Genomic DNA, 18,719 nt, shown 5'->3' with positions numbered 1-18,719 from the left:
AGCATACGCTTAATGCCGTTTACTCAAACCACCTGCTCTGCACTAAATTGCAACATGCGCTGTAGCGGAATCATGGCCTTGCGGGCCAATTCAGGATCGACCTGAACCTCGTTACTGCCCGCCTTAAGGGTGTCCACCATCACTTCAAGCTCGTTTAATGCCATCCATGGGCAGTGAGCGCAACTACGGCAGGTAGCACCTGTACCGCCGGTTGGCGCTTCAATAAATTGCTTACCGGGTGCGGCCTGACGCATTTTATGAAAAATACCCCGATCGGTTGCAACAATAAGCATTTCATTGGGTAAGGTTTTTGCCGCCTGGATTAGCTGACTGGTCGACCCGACGACATCTGCCATCGCAACCACCGACGAGGGGGACTCAGGGTGAACCAGTACCGCAGCATCTGGATAGACACGTTTCAGCTCCACGATACCCTTGGCTTTAAACTCTTCATGAACGATGCAAGCGGCATCCCACATCAACATATCGGCACCAGTCTGCTCCTGGATATAGCTTCCCAGATGCTTATCCGGAGCCCAAATAAGCTTTTTACCTTGATCCATCAAGTGCTCTACCACCTGCAAGGCGATACTTGAAGTCACCACCCAGTCAGCCCGTGCCTTTACCGCCGCCGAAGTATTGGCGTAGACCACCACCTCACGATCAGGATGCTGATCACAAAAGGCTGAGAACTCATCAACAGGGCAACCCAGATCCAGCGAACAGGTGGCTTCCAGAGTTGGCATGATAACTCGTTTATTAGGGGTCAGAATTTTCGCCGTTTCCCCCATAAAGCGTACACCCGCCACCAACAGGGTCGAAGCTTCATGCTGGTTGCCAAAGCGGGCCATTTCAAGCGAATCAGACACACAACCGCCTGTTTCCTCGGCCAGCTCCTGAATAACATCCGGAGTGTAATAATGGGCAACTAAAACCGCATCGCGTTCTTTAAGGAGAGACTTCACCTCGTCCTTAAGCGCCAGCTTACGTGCAGGGTCCATGGTTTGCAGGTGCTCTGTTGCCAGATGCTGCTGCACAAAAACTCGATCACTCACCAGGGTCATACTTTTCTCTACTTCCGCTGCGCCCTCAGCAATGGGGCTTGCTTACAATAATTGGGGCTAGTTTAACATATTCAATGTTTTTGAAGCCGGCAGAAAACAGATATATACGCGTAAATCCGCATAGGGAGTCAGTAAGATTTTGCTTTGACTACGAAACTGAAGGACTCAGTAACAACAAGAAGAAAATGGTGGGTCGTGGGCGACTCGAACGCCCGACCAATTGGTTAAAAGCCAACTGCTCTACCAACTGAGCTAACGACCCTGAGCGCTGCATATAGTACTGATTTGAAGACTGATAACAACCCCTCTACCTGATTTTTTTCTACCCCACCATAAATGCAGAATCTGAAGCCTGGGTGAGCGGGCAAAGAGCAAAAGTTTCCGGGAATACTATCGAGCAACAGACACTAAGCACTGAGACATCAGGATTCGTGATTTAGAGCTTTTTCAGGAATTCTTGCGATAATTTAGCGGAAGTCGACCCCGGGTAGCTATCGATTGTCGCCTGAAAATAGCTACGAGCCTTTTCCAGATCCCCTTGATTATAATAGGCTCGGCCTAACTTATAGCTGGCATCGGGAGCTTTACGGTGCTTGGGAAAATCACTTAAAACCCGCTCAAAAGCAGTTTGCGCCAGATCCGACTGCTCCGTTGCAAGGTAGACTTCACCCAACCAGTAACGTGCATTAGCCGAATAGGCACCTGATGGGTATTGCTCCAGAAATGCCTTAAGGGCAACCACCGCATCATCAAACTTTCGCTCCTTGATCAGGGCAAAGGCTTCGCTATAGGCGGCTTTTTCCACTTCAGGATTGCCACCTTGCCCACCAGACGTAGTGCTTGGCGTAGGGGCAGTATCTATTCCTGGCTTGGCATTACCGACAACTGCTGGTTGTTGGGCTGTCGAAAGTCCTGGATTACTCAGTTGGCCAATACGACGATCCAGATCGATATATCGATCACGCTGCTCCTGCTTCATCAGACGCATGGCATGAGACTGCTCTTCAAGCATCCCACGCAACGTCTGCACCTCTTGTTGTAGCAGCTCCAACTGGTAATACAGACTGTTTTCGGCACTGGTTTGTGGCTGATTATAGGTCTGGGGATTATTACCCTGCATCTGAGGAACAGGTGCCGACCCACTCATTGGAGTAGACTCCACCACAGGCACTTCTGCCCAGGCCAGACTGACAGCAAACAGCCCGGCAATTGCCGGGCTGAGCTGGAATAATCGCTTAGATTCGCGTGTCATAAACCAGCCTGTTATCAGCTACCGTAACCCGCTGAAGAAGGAATAATCACCGCACGACGGTTTTCCTTCCAGGAGCTCTCGCTGTGACCTTCTACAACAGGACGCTCTTTACCGTAGCTTACGGTTTCAATCTGACCCGGTGCGACACCTTTCATAACCAGATAACGCTTGACCGCTTTGGCACGACGCTCACCCAAGGCCAGGTTGTACTCACGAGTACCGCGCTCATCGGTATGACCTTCGATGGTGATACGCTGGCTGCTATTGCCGCTCAGCACCTTAGCGTGCACATCGAGGGAATCGTAATCGGATGGCGATAGCGTTGAACTATCAAAAGGGAACAGGAATACTTTCTGGTCAACCAGTGTTTTTTCATCCATAGAAAGGGAACCGGCATCGGAACCCGTGGAGCTTGAGGAGCTCACAGATCCGGAATCAACACCTGAACCACTCGAGGTGGAACCACCTTCGGTATCACCAGAACTGCTGCCGCCGGTTGAACTACAGCCAGCAACCACGGCCAGCGAAGCTGCCAGCACAAAGAGCTTACCTATTTTCATTATTTCCATTATTCACTCCAGATTGGGTTGACCTGCTCAATTAAGTTAACAAAACCACTCGAAAATACCACAACTTAGTTCAAAAAAGGAGACCATGCGGGCTCTCTCACATCACCTTTATTCGATGGCAGTTCAAACTTTACTCGACCATCTGCGGAAACGGCCGCCAAAATACCTCGCTCCCCCTTGTGAGTCGCGTAGATCAACATATCACCGTTAGGGGCAATGCTGGGCGAATCATCCAGCAACGTTGATGTCAGAATGCGCAAACGACCGTTTTCCAGATTCTGTACGGCAATATTGAAATCGGCAGCCCCCTCACCTTTGTGGACAAGCACCAGAGCTTTGCCATCATCAAACACTCGAGCCCGGGCGTTGTATTTACCTTCAAAAGTAAGACGTTCTACCCAGCCACTCTCCAGCTCCACCTGATAAATCTGGGGAGAACCACCACGGTTAGAGGTAAACACCAGAGACTTCCCATCCGGCATCCAGAAAGGCTCTGTATCGATCGCATAATGGCGAGTCACCTGCTTGAGCTCACCCGTATTCAGATTTTTGATATAAATATCCGCATTGCCACTCTTGGAAAGAACCAGAGCCAGTTTTTTGCCGTCGGGGGACCAGGCCGGGGCACTGTTAAGGCCCGGGAAGCGGGTGATTTGCTCGCGCTTCCCGGTGGCCAGTTCCTGCACATAAATACCGGGACGGCCACCATCAAACGAGACATAGCTGACGCGCTTGGCATCGGGAGACCAGGAGGGTGACAGAATGGGTTCCTTGGAACGATAGATCACCCTCGCACGATGACCATCCGCATCGGCGTAGTTGAGCCTAAAGTCAGTGTTATAGGTGGAATGTCGATCAGCAGTAACATATAGGATTCGGGTAGAGAACGCTCCTCGTCGCCCAGTTACCTTCTCATAGACCAGATCGCTAACTCTGTGCGCCATATCCCGCATCAGGTCGTTACTGCCTGACACCGTACCGGTGGCGATGGTTCGCTGGTTGAGTACATTAAACAGGCTATAGCGTAACTGAAACTGTTGGTCTGAGGTTTGCGTTACTTGTCCGATCACAAGATAGTCACTGCCTAACACCCGCCAGTCACGAAAAACAACATCAGACTCTTGTGCTGGCAAGCTCAGCATATTGTTCCTGTCTAGTGGAGCAAAGAGACCACTGCGCTGCAGATCATTAGCCACTATTTGCGCCATATCCTCAGCAAGCGCAGAAGAACCACTCCAACCGAAAGGAACCACGGCGATCGGCACCGGGTTATCAGCCCCCTGGGTTATCTCAATGGTTAGGTCTGCCCGGGCCGGCATAGCCAACACCACCCAAAGCGCTAACGTCCATACTGTTATGCGAGTCATCACCTGATCAGGTCCTCCGGTTTGAATTCGATTCTCAGTTTACGAAAATATTTCTCGAACACCCTGGGTTCGATCTGCTGCAATTCCGGGAAACGCCCTGCCCGGCGGACGGCTCGAAGGGTAGATTGGTCAAACCCCTTGTCACCACTGCTCTTTATCACATTAACATCGACCACTTCACCTGTCGGCACCAAGCTGATCTGTAACACACTGACCATACCATTACGTGCGCTGGGAGGCCTCGACCAATGAGGTATAACCTGCTCACGTATCAGGTCCGCATAGCTCATGGCAACCTCGAAATCACTCGCGGCCTGTTGCTGCTCTTGTTCAAATGCGGCTTCACTCTCAAGTAAAGCGGCTAACTCCTGCTCGCGCTCCTGCTGTTGCTTCTGTTTTTGGAGCTCCTGTTGCCGACGGAGTTCCGCAGCTTTCTTTTCACGGGCTTTTCGTTCCGCTTCCTTTTTCTTTTTAGCCTTACGCTCCGCCTCTGCTTTTTTCTTGGCTTCGGCTTCACGCTTACGTTTCAAAGCGATCTCTTTCTTTTTTTGTTCCGCTTGTTTATCCACTTTAGGCTTTTTAGTCGGCGCCTTCTTTTTGACTTGGGGCTTTACGGCCTTCTTTTTAGGGGCCGGTTTTGATTTGGGTTTTATCTCTACCAACGAGGCTTTGACATGGGTCGGTACCGGCTTCATTTTAAGCGGCTCAGATGCCGGCCAGGCAACTAGCAAGGCGGAAGCCGCTGCCAGATGCAATACCAGGGCGAGAATAATCGGCAATCCATAGCCATTAGGAAGCCTGAACCCACCACCTCCCGACAAACGCGACAACGACTTCATTACAGATCCTTGGGATCGGTAATCAAACCTACATTATCGACTCCAGATTCCTGCAAGGAAGCCATCGCAGTCACTACAGCACCATAGGGTACCTTTTGATCACCCTTGATCATCACCGGGCGTTGGGGTTGAGCCCTTAAAATCTTACTGACTTGCTCTGTCAATAAAGACAGACCTATCGGCTCCTCCTGTTTCTGACCGATGTTCAGATAATAGCTACCATCGGCCTTGATCGAGATAATAAGCACCTCTTCATCTTCCGGCATCTGCATCGGCTTGGCATTGGTTTTCGGGAGATCGACCTGAACGCCCTGGGTCAATAAGGGGGCTGCGACCATAAATACAATAAGCAGCACCATCATGACATCGATGTAAGGCACCACATTTATTTCGGCTATCGGCTTGCGACGCTGCCTCTGCTTAGCCATTGCGTTATTCCTGGGTCACACGGGAATGCACCTTGCGATGCAGGATACTGGAGAACTCATCAGCGAAGGTGTCATAACCATTAATAGTGCTTTCAACCCGGGCAGAAAACCGGTTATAGGCCACCACTGCAGGAATGGCGGCAAGCAGCCCCATTGCTGTTGCAATAAGTGCCTCAGCTATGCCTGGTGCTACCGAAGCCAGAGTGGCTTGGTGCACATTCGCCAAACCGCGAAACGAATTCATAATACCAATGACGGTACCAAACAGGCCCACATAGGGGCTGGTCGATCCCACCGTTGCCAGAAAAGGAAGGTTAGTTTCGAGTTTTTCCTCTTCACGGGACATAGCCACTCGCATCGCCCGTTGCGCCCCATCCATGACGGCTTCAGGGTCCGCGTCGGTCTGCTGGCGCAAGCGGGTAAACTCTTTAAAACCGACTCTAAAAATGTGCTCTGCACCGCTATCCGGGTCCGGTTGGGTAGACACCTCTCGATACAACTTGCCCAGATCGATGCCAGACCAAAAACGATCCTCGAACGCTCTCAGGGAGTTTCTGGTGTTGCGCAGCAAGATAGCCCGCTGAATGATCATGACCCAGGAGACAACGGATGCCACAACCAGCAACAGCATGACCAGCTGAACCACCCAGCTGGCTTCGACAATCAGACTCCACATTGGCATGGTTTCGTTCACAAAATTCTCCCTAATGGACTTGTTTTATTTGCCGGCAACTATTTTTGCTGTCATCGACAGTACCACAACGATCATACCAGCATAAAAAGAGATCGGAATGAACAGAGATGACGGTTCTGTGACTCAGGGCGCGCTTGCACCATCCGCAAGGGCAGTTCGCATCGACTCGGGTATGGCACAGGGTTTCATTCCATCGGCTCGCAAACAGGCAACTTTGACTTCTGCCAAGCACAACAGATCGCCTGAATCCTGATTCAGAACTCTCTGCTCGAATAGCAGATAACTGCGTGCAGTGCGATTCACTCGCAATTCCAGTCGCAACAAATCATCCAAACGCGCCGGACTGTGGTAACGCGCATTGAGACTATGCACAACAAACATGAGGTTATCTTCGAACATCCTCTTTTGCTCAAACCCGAGCGCCCTGAGATATTCCGTGCGCGCACGCTCCATAAACTTCAGGTAATTAACGTAGTAGACTATGCCACCCGCATCGGTATCTTCAAAATAGACCCGAGTGTTGATCACAAACGGTGACACGTCAGAACCTCCCACTCAAGCCTCACCGCCGGGCACAGGCAGGCCGAAGTGCAGATAAGCGTGACGAGTCACAACCCGCCCACGAGGTGTACGCATGATAAAACCCTGCTGAATCAAGTAGGGCTCCAGAACATCCTCTATGGTGTCACGCTCTTCGCTGATGGCCGCCGCCATACTGTCTATGCCGACCGGACCGCCATCAAACTTGTCAATCATTGCCAGTAACAGCCTTCGATCCATATGATCAAAGCCCTGATGATCCACATCAAGCATATTCAGGGCCTTGTCAGCTATATCCTGACACACTCGCCCCTCCCCCTTGACCTCGGCAAAGTCCCGCACCCGGCGTAATAATCGATTGGCAATACGCGGAGTGCCTCGAGACCGCCGAGCAATCTCTCCGGCTCCAGCCTGATCAATAGCCACCCCCAAAATACCGGCAGAACGACTGACAATGTGGGTCAGATCTGCGACCGAATAGAATTCAAGGCGCTGCACGATACCAAAACGATCACGCAGCGGCGACGTCAACAAACCGGCCCGAGTTGTGGCCCCCACCAGGGTAAAAGGGGGAAGATCCAGTTTGATGGAGCGGGCTGCGGGCCCCTCGCCAATCATAATATCGAGCTGATAGTCTTCCATCGCGGGGTACAACACCTCTTCAACCATTGGGCTGAGACGGTGGATTTCATCAATAAATAACAGATCGCCAGGCTCAAGGTTAGTCAGCATGGCCGCCAAATCACCGGCTTTCTCGAGTACTGGGCCAGAAGTCGTCTTGAGCTGCACCCCCATTTCCGCGGCCAGTATATTCGCCAGCGTGGTTTTGCCCAATCCGGGAGGGCCAAAAATCAAGGTATGGTCCAGCGCTTCATCGCGGTTACGGGCCGCGCTGATAAAAATTTCCATCTGCTCACGCACCACTGGCTGGCCGACATAGTCAGCAAGGCGTGAAGGGCGAATTGCCCTGTCTTGCGCTTCTTCAAGCGAGTTACCAGCCGTGGTCAGTATTCGATCTGAATCGATCATTGATTAGCTACTTCACCTGTTAAGTTTTAAAACGATTGTCCGCAAGCTAGCCCATACCCTTTAAAGCCTGTCGAATGATCTCTTCACTGGACAACCCTTCTTCGGCTCGCGCAACCGCTCGACTGGCCTCGGCTGGCTTATACCCCAGGGCCACCAGGGCACTGACTGCATCCTGCACGGCACTCTGTTCGACGACCGGTGCATTACCGGCTGCGGCTTGCATCTCGGACAGGTCGCCAGAACCCGCAATATTCAACCCGTCCAATTTATCACGCATTTCAACGATCAGGCGCTCGGCGGTTTTCTTACCCACTCCGGGCAATTTAACCAAGGAAGCGCTGTCATTGTCATTCACACAGCGCACAAAAGCGGGTGCCTCAATACCGGAGAGTATAGTCAGGGCCAATTTAGGGCCCACCCCATTAACACGGATCAGGGTACGAAACAGTTCGCGTTCCTGCCTGTCAGCAAACCCGTATAACAACTGGGCATCTTCTCTCACCACAAAATGGGTGTACAGGGTCACTTCTTGCCCCAACTCGGGCAAACGATAGAAAACACTCATCGGCGCATCCACCTCATAACCCACCCCTCCAACTTCAATCAGCAGGTTAGGCGGTTGTTTCTCCAGCAAGAGCCCACGCAATCGACCTATCATCTACCCCTCACTCTCCATTACCGGCAACAATTACCATGCCACACTCTAAAGTCATATTATTTACCGTAGCCGACCCCTGCGAATCTTCGAAGCGCCCGCCATACGCACCATCCCTTGCCGTGTATGGGCATGGCATAAAGCCACAGCCAAAGCATCGGCGGCATCAGCCTGAGGCTTACTTTCAAGCTTGAGAATAGACTGAACCATATGCTGAACCTGGCTCTTATCAGCACCACCATTACCTACGACCGACTGTTTTACCTGGCGTGCAGAGTACTCCTCTACTTCCAAGCCCTGATTGACCGCCGCCACAATCGCGGCGCCGCGGGCTTGACCAAGTTTCAATGCCGAATCCGCATTGCGGGACATAAAAACCTGCTCGATACCCACCGTTTGTGGGCTGTATAGCTCGATAACTTCGTTAATACCCAGGAACACCTGATGCAAACGCTCAGGTAAGGCTTCCCCCTTTATACGAATACAACCACTGGCCACATATTCGCTCAGGGCACCCACCTGATTTATCACGCCATAACCGGTAATGCGAGACCCTGGATCGATGCCCAATATCAACGTCATATTTATTAACGCCTGCTCCATTAAACTTTCGACATACTGTACACATATACACTAGATTGTGAAAGCGGCCTCTGAACATAGCTGCAAACTACCGAACCAGCCAATGCCGTAACCGATCGTTATCACCGGTTACAAAACTGCTATGTAATAGCGTTCGCTTTCCTCCTATTCTGCGATGAGTCCCCGTTGATGGCCTTCTCATGAGCGAACGCGTTTCCACCATGCTGAAAATTCTGTTGATTACCTCGGCACTCTTTATTCTTCTGCTAGGGGTCAACCTTTATCTCTGACCCTTGCCCCCCATGTCACCAAGGCTGTCAGCCACAAAAAAAGAGCGCATCAGCGCTCTTTTTTTATTCCACGACGAGGGGTAGCAATTATTCCATTGCTGATAACACTGCATCCGGTATCTCAGCGTTGGTGTAAACGTTCTGAACGTCATCCAGATCTTCCAAATGCTCCACCAACGCCATTACCTTTTCGGCTGATTTCTGGTCCAGTTCTACCGTAGTCGAGGCCACCATACTGACCTCACCGCCCGCGGCCACTACGCCCGAGGCTTCCAGACTATCTTTGATGGCACCAAACTCGGTCCAGTCGGTGATCACCTCGATAGAACCATCCTCATGGGTCAATACATCCTCGGCCCCGGCTTCCAGCGCCGCATCCATCACCTTCTCTTCATCCGCACCAGGCTCAAAAAATATTTGACCCTTACGGGAAAACAGATAAGCGACCGAGCCATCGGTACCCAAATTGCCTCCCCGCTTGGAAAAGGCATGCCGCACTTCGGCCACCGTGCGATTACGGTTATCGGTCATCACTTCCACCAAAACCGCGACACCGGAATTCCCATACCCTTCGTACACCAGCTCTTCGACATTGTCCGCTTCATTGGTACCGGCTCCACGAGCGACCGCACGATCAATGGTATCGCGCGTCATATTGGCAGCCAGGGCTTTATCCATCACAGCACGCAGGCGGGGATTATCCTCGGGAGCCGGGCCGCCCTGCTTGGCAGCAACGGTCAGCTCACGAATGATCTTGGTAAATACCTTACCCCTTTTGGCATCCTGGGCTGCTTTACGGTGCTTGATGTTCGCCCATTTGCTATGACCCGCCATAAAACCCTCCTACCCTTTTACCAAAAAAGCCTGACTGGCTAATAACGTGCTATTCGCACATTAAACAGCCGAACCAGCCATCAACACTAGTCTTTGGCTTCGGCCTTGCTTTCCACCTGACGCAAACGGATATGCAGCTCGCGCAGCTGTGGCGCACTGACAGTCCCTGGTGCATCCGTCATGACGCAGGCGGCGCTTTGGGTTTTCGGGAAGGCGATCACTTCACGAATAGACTGAGCGCCCGTCATCAGCATAACGAGACGATCCAGGCCAAAGGCCAAACCACCATGAGGAGGGCAACCGAATTGCAGTGCATCCAGCAGGAAGCCAAACTTTTCACGCGCTTCCTCATCTTCGATACCCAACACTTTGAATACAGTTTGCTGCATGGCCTGATCGTGAATACGAATCGAACCACCACCAAGCTCACAACCATTCAGAACCATATCATAAGCCCTGGAAAGCGCCTGCTCGGGCTGCTCGATCAACGCCTCCGGTGTGCAGGATGGCGCCGTAAACGGGTGATGAAGTGACGTCAGCCCACCATTGCCATCCTCCTCGAACATGGGGAAATCAACCACCCACAATGGCGCCCACTCGCAGGTGTACAGATCGAGATCTTCACCCAGCTTCAAGCGCAGGTGACCCAGAGATTCATTAACAATTTTTGCCTTATCGGCACCAAAGAAGACGATATCACCGTTAGCGGCTTCTACCCGCTCCATCAGAGCCATAACGACCTCAGCAGGCATAAACTTGATGATGGGCGACTGGAGGCCTTCGATACCTTTCTCTACGTCATTAACCTTGATCCAGGCCAACCCACGCGCACCATAAATGCTGATGTACTTGGTGTAGTCATCGATCTGCTTACGACTCAGGGTCGCACCGCCGGTCACTTTCAAGGCCGCAACACGGCCTTTCGGATCGTTGGCTGGGCCATTAAAGACTTTAAAGTCGACTTGCTGCATCAGGTCGTCAACATCAACCAGTTCGAGCGGGATTCTCAAATCGGGTTTATCACTGCCGTAACGCTGCATCGCTTCGAGATAAGGCATGCGAGGGAAATCGCCCAGATCAACCTCAAGCAAACGCTCGAACATCTGTCGGATCATCCCCTCTGCCATTCCCATGATCTCCTCTTCATTCATAAAAGAGGTCTCAATATCGATCTGGGTAAATTCAGGCTGACGGTCCGCACGCAGGTCTTCATCGCGAAAGCACTTGGCAATCTGGTAGTAGCGGTCAAAGCCGGAGACCATCAGTAGCTGCTTAAACAGCTGGGGCGACTGGGGCAGAGCAAAGAAATTATTGGCATGGGTTCGGCTTGGCACCAGATAGTCACGCGCCCCCTCAGGGGTGGCACGGGTCAAAATCGGAGTTTCAATATCCAAAAAGCCGTTATCATCGAGGTAGTTGCGAATAGCCGTCGTGATCCGTGAGCGAAAACGCAGCTTCTGCTGCATTTCCGGACGACGTAAATCGACATAGCGATACTTGAGACGCACATCTTCACCGACACTCTGATGCTCATCAAGCTGGAAAGGAGGCGTCGCGGCACTGTTCAGAATAACCAGCTCTTTACCCAGCACCTCGATTTCGCCGGTTGGCATTTCAGAATTCACCGTACCCTCAGGTCGTGCACGCACTCGCCCCTTAACCTGAATCACATATTCATTGCGGACTTTATCGGCCAGCTCAAAGTGCTCTTCGGTATCCGGGTCAAAAACCACCTGAGCGATACCATCACGATCGCGCAAATCCAGAAAGATCACACCACCGTGATCCCGACGACGGTGCACCCAACCGCAGAGTGTAACCTGCTGATCGATGTGTGAGCTGTTGAGTTCGCCGCAATACTGACTGCGCATAATTGGTATCCTGTTTCTCAAATAATGGTTGTAGTTAGCCTTGTAGGCTGGAATCTTCAGCAACCTAAGGCTGCTGAGGCTATATGTTGAGTGCACCCTATCCTATTGAATGCCACAGTCAACAACCAGACACGGCCTGCAGGGCCGCCAATGGCCAGTATAAAGGTCGAAGTTTTGCTGACATCAAGCCTTGGCCATATCGTCAGAGCCCTTCTTGGCTCCGTTATCTCCGGCCAGATTCTTCTTGCTGCCCGTCTTAAAATCCGTCTCATACCAGCCACCACCGGCCAAACGAAAACCCGGGGCCGATATCATTTTACTCAAGGCATCTGCTTCACAATGCGGACAACAGGTCAGAGGTTGATCGCTAATTTTCTGGATCGCTTCGTGACTCTCACCACAGGCAGCGCAGCTATATTCATAAATCGGCATAATTGAACCCGTAACTCTTTCTACTGCTTTAGATCTTGAACTTATTTTTGTGTGGAAATCCCGGATCGACAATCGCAAGATCCTGCCGCCTTCGAACAGGCAACCCACCCAACAAGGCGCGCGATTATACCCCGATTCAACCAAAATATGGCAATCCCGAAGAAACTAAAAAACCACAACACAAGCTAAAAATAAAAAAGCGACAAAATAGACCATCAGCAGACAGATTTAGTCCGTCGTGAACCACGCAAAGATTAGCCCAAAGTAGTATTGTCGAGACCCGCAAACCAAGGATCAAAAAGTTCTTTTTAGGCCTTTCGTACCAGCCAAAGAGTGCTTTTTAGACAGTTTTATTTGTTCAAGATCACTTTTTTCGGTATTTACGCGCTCAATCCGTATTTACCGTTGCATTCTTCCGTTATTTTTATTACAAACTGTTGTCATCAATCGTTCATAATGATGAGCGAATATGATTCCCGGATGCATCAGCTGCCATTTGAGCTGAGGCAACTGGAATTTTTGGGTCGTACTTGGGGTAAGTTCACGACTCAACAACACACGAAACCTTAGGAGTAGGTCTTATATGAACGCTTTTAAAATCTCTGCATTGGCAGCTGCTGTTGTAGCCGCTTCCTCTGTATCTACCGTTGCACAGGCTGACGCCGCTCAGGCATGGAGCCAGTTTGCTAACGATAGCTCTCTGTCTCTGCACTTGCGTAACTTCTTCCACGATCGCGATCGTGATAATAACGGCTTCAACAAAGGCCAAGATTCCGAGCAACAATCTTGGGCTCAGGCTTTCCGCTTCGACTTCGCCTCCGGCATGGCCGGTAACGATGTGGTTAAAGTCGGTGTAGATGCTTATGCTTACTATAACCAAAAACTGGCAGGTGACAGTGGCGAAGGTGGCCTAGGGACCCTAAAAGGGGATTGCCCAAGTGATATCGATGTTCACAAAGGCGCGGATGCCAAGTGCTCTGGCGGCAAACAAGAAAGCCACGGTAAAGCTGGTGCAGCATTGAAGCTTAGCATCGCCGACATGGCCATGATTAAAGCAGGTCAGTTCCGCATGTCCGGCCCAATGGTTAACGATTCCGACTCTCGCAACCTTCCCTCTGTTCGTGAAGGTGGCCAGATCCGCTCTACTGCTTGGGAAAACCTGAATCTATACGGACAGGTAGTAACTGGCGGCTCAGCGAAGACCAACTCAGGCACTTCTGAGTACGAAGTAAACGGCGATAAAGAGAACGTCTACGTTGTTGGTGGCGACTACAATTTTGCCGGTTTGGGCAACGGCCTGCTGATTTCTGCCGCTTACGGTAAGCAAACCAACAATTTGCAAGGCTACTACCTTGCTGCAGATATTGATTTCGATCTGACAGACAATGTAAACCTCGCTTTGGGCTCTCAATATGGATCTGCTTCTCTGATTGGTGATTTCGAAGACGAAAACAAAGCTGACGGAAACAAGGAAGATGATATTTACTGGTACGACTTAGGCGCCAGCCTTAGCTTCGGCCCAGCCAAAGTATCTGTTTCATATCAAGCAGTTGAGCAACAGGATGCCGATGACGGCTTTGGTTTTGATACAGCAGCCTACTCTTGGGAAGGTGGCGATGACGATACCGGTTTTTACGGTCGTAACTCCGTACAGATTGGTGATTTCCACGAAAACGGTGAAACCTCTTACCAAGTTCGTGGTGATCTCGACTTTGCTGACCTGGGTGTACCTGGTTTGACTCTGATGGCTCGCTACATTGATGGTGAAGTAGACAAGGATTCTCTTGGCTCCACTAAAGATGCTGACGAAACCGAACTGGACCTGGAAGCTGCTTACACCATCCAGTCTGGTGCGGCTAAAGGCCTGAAGTTCCACCTTCGTTACGCTCAGTATGAGTACGACACCAACGAGACAGGTGATAAGGAACTTGAGCTGGATGACTTCCGTTTCATCACCTCTTACACTCTGTCTGTATTCTAATCTCGCCTGAGACTAGAGTTTGATAGTGTTAAAACCACCGCTTCGGCGGTGGTTTTTTTTGCCCCCAATTTATTCAGCCAACCTTCCAACAAAGCCAACCACCACTTAAAAGCCACACCAATCCTGCTGTTTTCTTGACAGATCCAGCTCCCTGACGTAAATATCAATAGGTTAATGTTCTATTAATGGCAAGGGGAACGGCAGTTTTCATTACCTGCCTGGTCATTTGAGCAACAACAACTATCTGTCACACAGGAGTGGAACTCATGCGTTCTTTTAACAAGACTTTGCTGTCTTCGGCAATCGCCGTACTGGCGGCCAACACCAGCTGCTCGGCCAGCGCCGATATGATGACCAAAATGGTCGACGACAGCACCCTAGACATCAAACTGCGTAACGCGTACTTCAGCAAAACCGACAAATACGGCGGTTTTGAGCACAACGTATTGGGCGAAAAGAAAGAGATTCGGCAATGGGCTCAGAGCGCCGAAGTTAACTTCAGCTCCGGCTACTTTGGCACAGAAGACTTCGGCATCGGTGCTGACGTGTCTTACTATGGCGCTGTTAAGCTTGCTGCCGACGAGGATTCCAACACCAGTGGCGACTTACTCCCCCAAGGAGACAGTGGGGATATCAATAATTACGGCAAGCTAGGCCAGGGGTTCGTGAAACTTCAGGCACTGGACATGATCAACCTGCAAGCCGGCCGCATGGTACTGGACAACCCGATTGTCGCCAGCTCTGGCTCCCGACTGACCCCTAGCAGCTTCGATGCCGTGCAGGGCCAGCTATCTATAGCCGACTTCGGTTTTTATGCCGTTTATACTGATGAATGGTCGCCTCGTAACCAAAGCGGAACACGAGAATTTGATGCTGGTGGTAAGGATATCGATGACATCATCGTATTCGGTGCCACTTACAACCACGACAGCGGCTTTGGCGCTGAAATAGCTTACGGCGAATCTGACGATTTCGTCGAGAAACTGATGCTAAATGCGTATTACACCTTTAAGTTGGGTGAAGATCGCAGTATCGATCTTGATGCTCAGTACTACACCTTTGAAGATGCCGGCAATCTTTGGACGGATGCCACCGCCCTGACGACCACATCCAAAGCAGACAAGTTGGACGCTAAGACTTACAGCCTTCGTGCCGCATATAATACCAATGACTGGACATTCGCCCTCACTTACACCAAAAACAAAGACGACAAAGCCTACTACTACATGTATCAGGATGAAAAAGGCGAATACGACCATGGTATGACTTACCTCTACACATCCATGCAGGTATCCGATTTCCTGGCCAAGGAAGAGGACGTCTACCAGGGCCTCTTTAGCTATGACTTTTCCTCACTCGGCGTACCTGGCCTGAATGCCTCTTATAGTTACACCTATGGCAAGGATGGTGAATGGGTATCCAGTAATCGAGCAGATCCCGACAACGGCAAGGAGTATAACGAATGGGAAAGCGAGTATAAGATCAGCTATACCATTCAAGGTGGGCCACTCAAAGACCTTAGCCTAAGCTACAACTACGCCAGCTACAGCAACAATGCGCCAGCATCTCGTAGCGGTGAAACCTTCGATGTGATCGAACAAGATGATCACCGTGTGTATGTGGATTACACGATCTCCGTGTTCTAAACGCATTCATATCCTTAAGGTCGAAAAAGGGCTGCATTCGCAGCCCTTTTTTTATTCTGTATGCCGGTTATCCCGCTAGCTCAAACCTTTCAAGCATAATCAGCCTTGCCAATACATGAGCATTCCATAACGGGTAACGACCAGACACCTCATTATTGCTTAAGGCAATTCGCTCTTGCGCCTTTGCTTTCGGCATCATGGCGGCTTGATAGTTACCCTCGCTTCGCTACTTCCACCCTCATTGTCTTGGGCTGCATATGTACATCCTGTACATAAAAAAAGCCCTCACTGGGAGGGCCTTTTTATCATGCTTGACGGCTGATCAGCTGAGGGCAAAATCTTTCAGTTTCTTCAGAGGCCGCACCTTTACCTGAGTGGTTGCAGGCTTGGCTTTGAACATCGTTTCTTCACCAGTAAAGGGGTTAATACCTTTACGCGCCTTTACAGCCGGCTTTTTAACGGTGGTTACTTTGAGCAACCCGGGCAGAGTAAATTCACCACAGGAACGTTTCTTGATATGACGTTCCATCAGAACTGACAGCTCATCGAGTACAGCCGCCACTTCTTTCTTGCTCAAACCCGTATTATCGGCGATTTCACCCATAATCTGGGTTTTGGTAAAACGGTCTTTGACCGCTGTTTTTTTGCGCTTCTGCTCTGCCATCTGATTGACTCCCCAAGAGTTAATTATCGTTCTGCTGCAGTATCCATCGCTGTCTGCCAAAATGAATCAGCTCATCGCAGCATGGTAAAAAAATATAATACACACTTCAGCACAAAGCACCCTCTTTTTCGTGGCTTAGAGCGCATTTATTGATTTGAGGTTGTACTATGGTTGCGGTTAAATAAGCGAGCTGTCGTGATCTGCATTTTTTGCTCATAGAGAAATCCGCTCATCACACACTTATAACCATAAAGATAAACTAGGTCAGCTACTGCAAATGGGGAAGGCTTGGCGGCTTTATAGCCGGCACAGTCTCAGGGTCAATAGTCCATGTCTCTGACGCTACAGGACCCGAAGCACTATTCAAGCACCCACCCAACCTAACTGGCCCTTCATAAGGTATGCCTTCTAATGCTGTTAAAGTATTGTCATCTTGTTTTTGGCCTGTCGCTAATGCTGCTTGGCCTGTTAAGCGGTACCCTCATCATTTCAATCTATCCAGAGGTTTATCCTGGCTTTAGCGCCAGCCAGGTGCTGGAGCAACCTGAAAGCCTATTGTTAATCGCCTTTGCTGCAATTAATTTATTCTTGGGAATTTACCTAAAATCCGCACGCAGTCCAAGCCTGAGAGTCATCGCCGGTATCGGCTCACTGTTGATTTTACTGGCCTCCTTAATGGTTACCGCAGAGCGTTTTGCTCGTTTGGATGCCGGCCTAAACGTCCAATTGCTGCCTCTGTCTATCTGGCTATTAATCACCGGAGCTTTGATGCATTTCATCGCCCAACAGCGCTTGCCAAAACGGTTGTTCTCAAAAGCCATCAAAGGCAAACGCGTTAGCCAGGGTCGCGAAGAGGGTGTCGTGAAATGGTTTAACGTATCCAAAGGTTTTGGATTTATTACAAGGCAGAGTGGCGATGACCTTTTTGTTCACTTTCGTTCCATTCGCGGCGAGGGTCACCGTACCCTATCCGACGGTCAGCGAGTCAGCTTTATCGTGACGGAACGTGAAAAAGGCCTGCAAGCCGAAGATGTCACACCGATTTAAGCTCAGGATAAGAAGAATCCGCCCCTGAAAAACACAGAGCCATTATTTCCGAATGTCTGGAGATAATGGCTCTTGGCCCTTTCTTGTCTTAATAATGAGGTGGCTTTTGATCAGCGACCTCTTCGCCTTGCGTATCGGGCAATAGTTCAAAGCGCTTTTTCAGGTTTTCGAGCTGAATTTCCATGCGATCAATCTGTTGCTGCTGACGGGTGACTACGGCATTAAGGGTGTTAATGGTGTCTTCCTGAAAAGCCAGCTGGGTCTGCAAGTCGATCACTTGATCTTGAATTCCAGCCATTTGCTCGGTTTGCACGGCTTCAGCGAATGCTTTGTTGCTCATAGTCGTCTCAGATACCTGGCTGATCAGCAAATTCAAGATGAATGGTGAAAACAATTTTAAGTCGCTCAATAGTCTCTACCAAACCTTGTTGAGTATAGGGCTTAGCTTTCACCGCGCCCCATACAGGTTTTGGCCAGGCGACATCTGTTTCGTAACGAACGACCTGATGTAAATGCAGCTGTCGCACCATGTTCCCTAAAGCCGCTACATTCATCTTATCGGCCGAATACAGGTCTTTCAGCTTTTCGCTGACATAGCAGGACTCCCACAACAGCTGGCGCTGGTCCTCTTCGCTTAGTTGAAATATCTCCTGCACCCCAGCCCGCCTCGGCACTAAGATAAACCAGGGGTAGTTACTGTCGTTCATTAATAACAGGGTGCACAAGGGGAAATCACCAATGTTTATGGTGTCTTTGTCCAGCTGTGGATCCAATACGTATTCGTCCATCGCCTTCTCCAATTATTCATGCCATTAAGTCGATATAGAGAATCCAGCATTCTCAAATTGGCCGCGATTGTGCCAGATCCGACTACCTTAGAACAGAATAGGCGACAGATGATGCATTCACCGGTCTGGCACCGTAAAATAGTCCGC

Annotated in this window: 19 protein-coding genes, 1 tRNA gene and 1 pseudogene; 3 read left to right on the top strand and 18 right to left on the bottom strand. The window is 50.4% G+C overall.

The window, feature by feature from the left end:
• Positions 1–23: 23 nt before the first annotated feature.
• From nadA to MIB40_RS11365, 15 genes are all read right to left on the bottom strand, one after another.
• Positions 24–1,001, bottom strand: a complete 978-nt coding sequence (gene nadA / locus MIB40_RS11435) for a quinolinate synthase NadA (RefSeq protein WP_406566463.1) — start codon at positions 999–1,001, stop codon at positions 24–26.
• 249 nt (positions 1,002–1,250) lie between these two features.
• A tRNA-Lys gene (locus MIB40_RS11430) sits at positions 1,251–1,326 on the bottom strand.
• A gap of 174 nt (positions 1,327–1,500) precedes the next feature.
• Entirely contained in the window at positions 1,501–2,316 is an 816-nt protein-coding gene (gene ybgF, locus MIB40_RS11425; protein ID WP_249694187.1) for a tol-pal system protein YbgF, read from the bottom strand.
• Between the two features lie 14 nt (positions 2,317–2,330).
• A complete protein-coding gene (gene pal / locus MIB40_RS11420) occupies positions 2,331–2,885 on the bottom strand; it encodes a peptidoglycan-associated lipoprotein Pal (protein WP_249694184.1) in 555 nt (184 codons plus the stop codon).
• Between the two features lie 65 nt (positions 2,886–2,950).
• Entirely contained in the window at positions 2,951–4,252 is a 1,302-nt protein-coding gene (gene tolB / locus MIB40_RS11415) for a Tol-Pal system beta propeller repeat protein TolB (protein ID WP_249694182.1), read from the bottom strand.
• Positions 4,252–5,091, bottom strand: a complete 840-nt coding sequence (gene tolA / locus MIB40_RS11410) for a cell envelope integrity protein TolA (protein ID WP_249694180.1) — start codon at positions 5,089–5,091, stop codon at positions 4,252–4,254. The genes tolB and tolA overlap by 1 nt, the downstream gene beginning before the upstream one ends.
• A complete protein-coding gene (gene tolR / locus MIB40_RS11405; protein ID WP_249694170.1) occupies positions 5,091–5,519 on the bottom strand; it encodes a protein TolR in 429 nt (142 codons plus the stop codon). Before tolR ends, tolA begins: the two co-directional genes overlap by 1 nt.
• A 4-nt stretch (positions 5,520–5,523) precedes the next feature.
• Positions 5,524–6,201, bottom strand: a complete 678-nt coding sequence (tolQ, locus tag MIB40_RS11400; protein WP_264758554.1) for a protein TolQ — start codon at positions 6,199–6,201, stop codon at positions 5,524–5,526.
• A 135-nt stretch (positions 6,202–6,336) separates the two neighbouring features.
• Positions 6,337–6,753 carry a tol-pal system-associated acyl-CoA thioesterase gene (gene ybgC / locus MIB40_RS11395; RefSeq protein WP_249694166.1) on the bottom strand — a complete coding sequence of 139 codons (417 nt, stop codon included), beginning with the start codon at positions 6,751–6,753 and terminating at the stop codon, positions 6,337–6,339.
• A 15-nt stretch (positions 6,754–6,768) separates the two neighbouring features.
• The gene (gene ruvB, locus MIB40_RS11390) at positions 6,769–7,782 is read right to left on the bottom strand and encodes a Holliday junction branch migration DNA helicase RuvB (protein WP_249694163.1); all 1,014 of its coding nucleotides are present in this window, start codon (positions 7,780–7,782) and stop codon (positions 6,769–6,771) included.
• 46 nt (positions 7,783–7,828) lie between these two features.
• Complete coding sequence (gene ruvA, locus MIB40_RS11385; RefSeq protein ID WP_249694161.1) at positions 7,829–8,440, bottom strand: Holliday junction branch migration protein RuvA; 612 nt, start codon at positions 8,438–8,440, stop codon at positions 7,829–7,831.
• 60 nt (positions 8,441–8,500) lie between these two features.
• Positions 8,501–9,019 (bottom strand): crossover junction endodeoxyribonuclease RuvC, encoded by a 519-nt coding sequence (ruvC, locus tag MIB40_RS11380; protein ID WP_249694159.1) that lies wholly within the window; start codon positions 9,017–9,019, stop codon positions 8,501–8,503.
• A gap of 377 nt (positions 9,020–9,396) precedes the next feature.
• The gene (locus MIB40_RS11375) at positions 9,397–10,143 is read right to left on the bottom strand and encodes a YebC/PmpR family DNA-binding transcriptional regulator (protein ID WP_249694157.1); all 747 of its coding nucleotides are present in this window, start codon (positions 10,141–10,143) and stop codon (positions 9,397–9,399) included.
• 86 nt (positions 10,144–10,229) lie between these two features.
• Positions 10,230–12,014 (bottom strand): aspartate--tRNA ligase, encoded by a 1,785-nt coding sequence (gene aspS / locus MIB40_RS11370; protein WP_249694155.1) that lies wholly within the window; start codon positions 12,012–12,014, stop codon positions 10,230–10,232.
• Positions 12,015–12,197: 183 nt separating this feature from the next.
• A complete protein-coding gene (locus tag MIB40_RS11365; protein WP_249694153.1) occupies positions 12,198–12,446 on the bottom strand; it encodes an FmdB family zinc ribbon protein in 249 nt (82 codons plus the stop codon).
• Positions 12,447–13,029: 583 nt separating this feature from the next.
• Here MIB40_RS11365 and MIB40_RS11360 point away from each other — a divergent pair.
• Both MIB40_RS11360 and MIB40_RS11355 read left to right on the top strand, forming a co-directional pair.
• The gene (locus MIB40_RS11360) at positions 13,030–14,427 is read left to right on the top strand and encodes an OprD family outer membrane porin (RefSeq protein WP_249694151.1); all 1,398 of its coding nucleotides are present in this window, start codon (positions 13,030–13,032) and stop codon (positions 14,425–14,427) included.
• Between the two features lie 266 nt (positions 14,428–14,693).
• The gene (locus tag MIB40_RS11355; protein ID WP_249694149.1) at positions 14,694–16,073 is read left to right on the top strand and encodes an OprD family outer membrane porin; all 1,380 of its coding nucleotides are present in this window, start codon (positions 14,694–14,696) and stop codon (positions 16,071–16,073) included.
• A 322-nt stretch (positions 16,074–16,395) separates the two neighbouring features.
• On the opposite strand, the gene MIB40_RS11350 is transcribed toward MIB40_RS11355, so the two are convergent.
• Complete coding sequence (locus tag MIB40_RS11350) at positions 16,396–16,737, bottom strand: HU family DNA-binding protein (RefSeq protein WP_249694146.1); 342 nt, start codon at positions 16,735–16,737, stop codon at positions 16,396–16,398.
• A gap of 846 nt (positions 16,738–17,583) precedes the next feature.
• Between MIB40_RS11350 and MIB40_RS19870 the strand changes: the two are divergent.
• Positions 17,584–17,784, top strand: a pseudogene (locus tag MIB40_RS19870) (cold shock domain-containing protein); the annotation flags it as partial.
• Positions 17,785–17,872: 88 nt separating this feature from the next.
• Here the strand turns inward: MIB40_RS19870 and MIB40_RS11340 are convergent.
• Together MIB40_RS11340 and MIB40_RS11335 are read right to left on the bottom strand one after the other, a co-directional pair.
• Positions 17,873–18,124 (bottom strand): SlyX family protein, encoded by a 252-nt coding sequence (locus MIB40_RS11340; RefSeq protein ID WP_249694144.1) that lies wholly within the window; start codon positions 18,122–18,124, stop codon positions 17,873–17,875.
• 7 nt (positions 18,125–18,131) lie between these two features.
• Positions 18,132–18,572: an HIT domain-containing protein gene (locus MIB40_RS11335; RefSeq protein WP_249694143.1), complete on the bottom strand. Its 441-nt coding sequence runs from the start codon at positions 18,570–18,572 to the stop codon at positions 18,132–18,134.
• Between the last annotated feature and the right edge of the window lie 147 nt (positions 18,573–18,719).

Origin of the sequence: Aestuariirhabdus haliotis, from assembly GCF_023509475.1 — a bacterium.
Lineage (GTDB): Bacteria > Pseudomonadota > Gammaproteobacteria > Pseudomonadales > Aestuariirhabdaceae > Aestuariirhabdus > Aestuariirhabdus haliotis.
The sequence above is the reverse complement of the archived record's forward strand: the minus strand, read 5'-3'. Positions and strand labels throughout refer to the sequence as shown.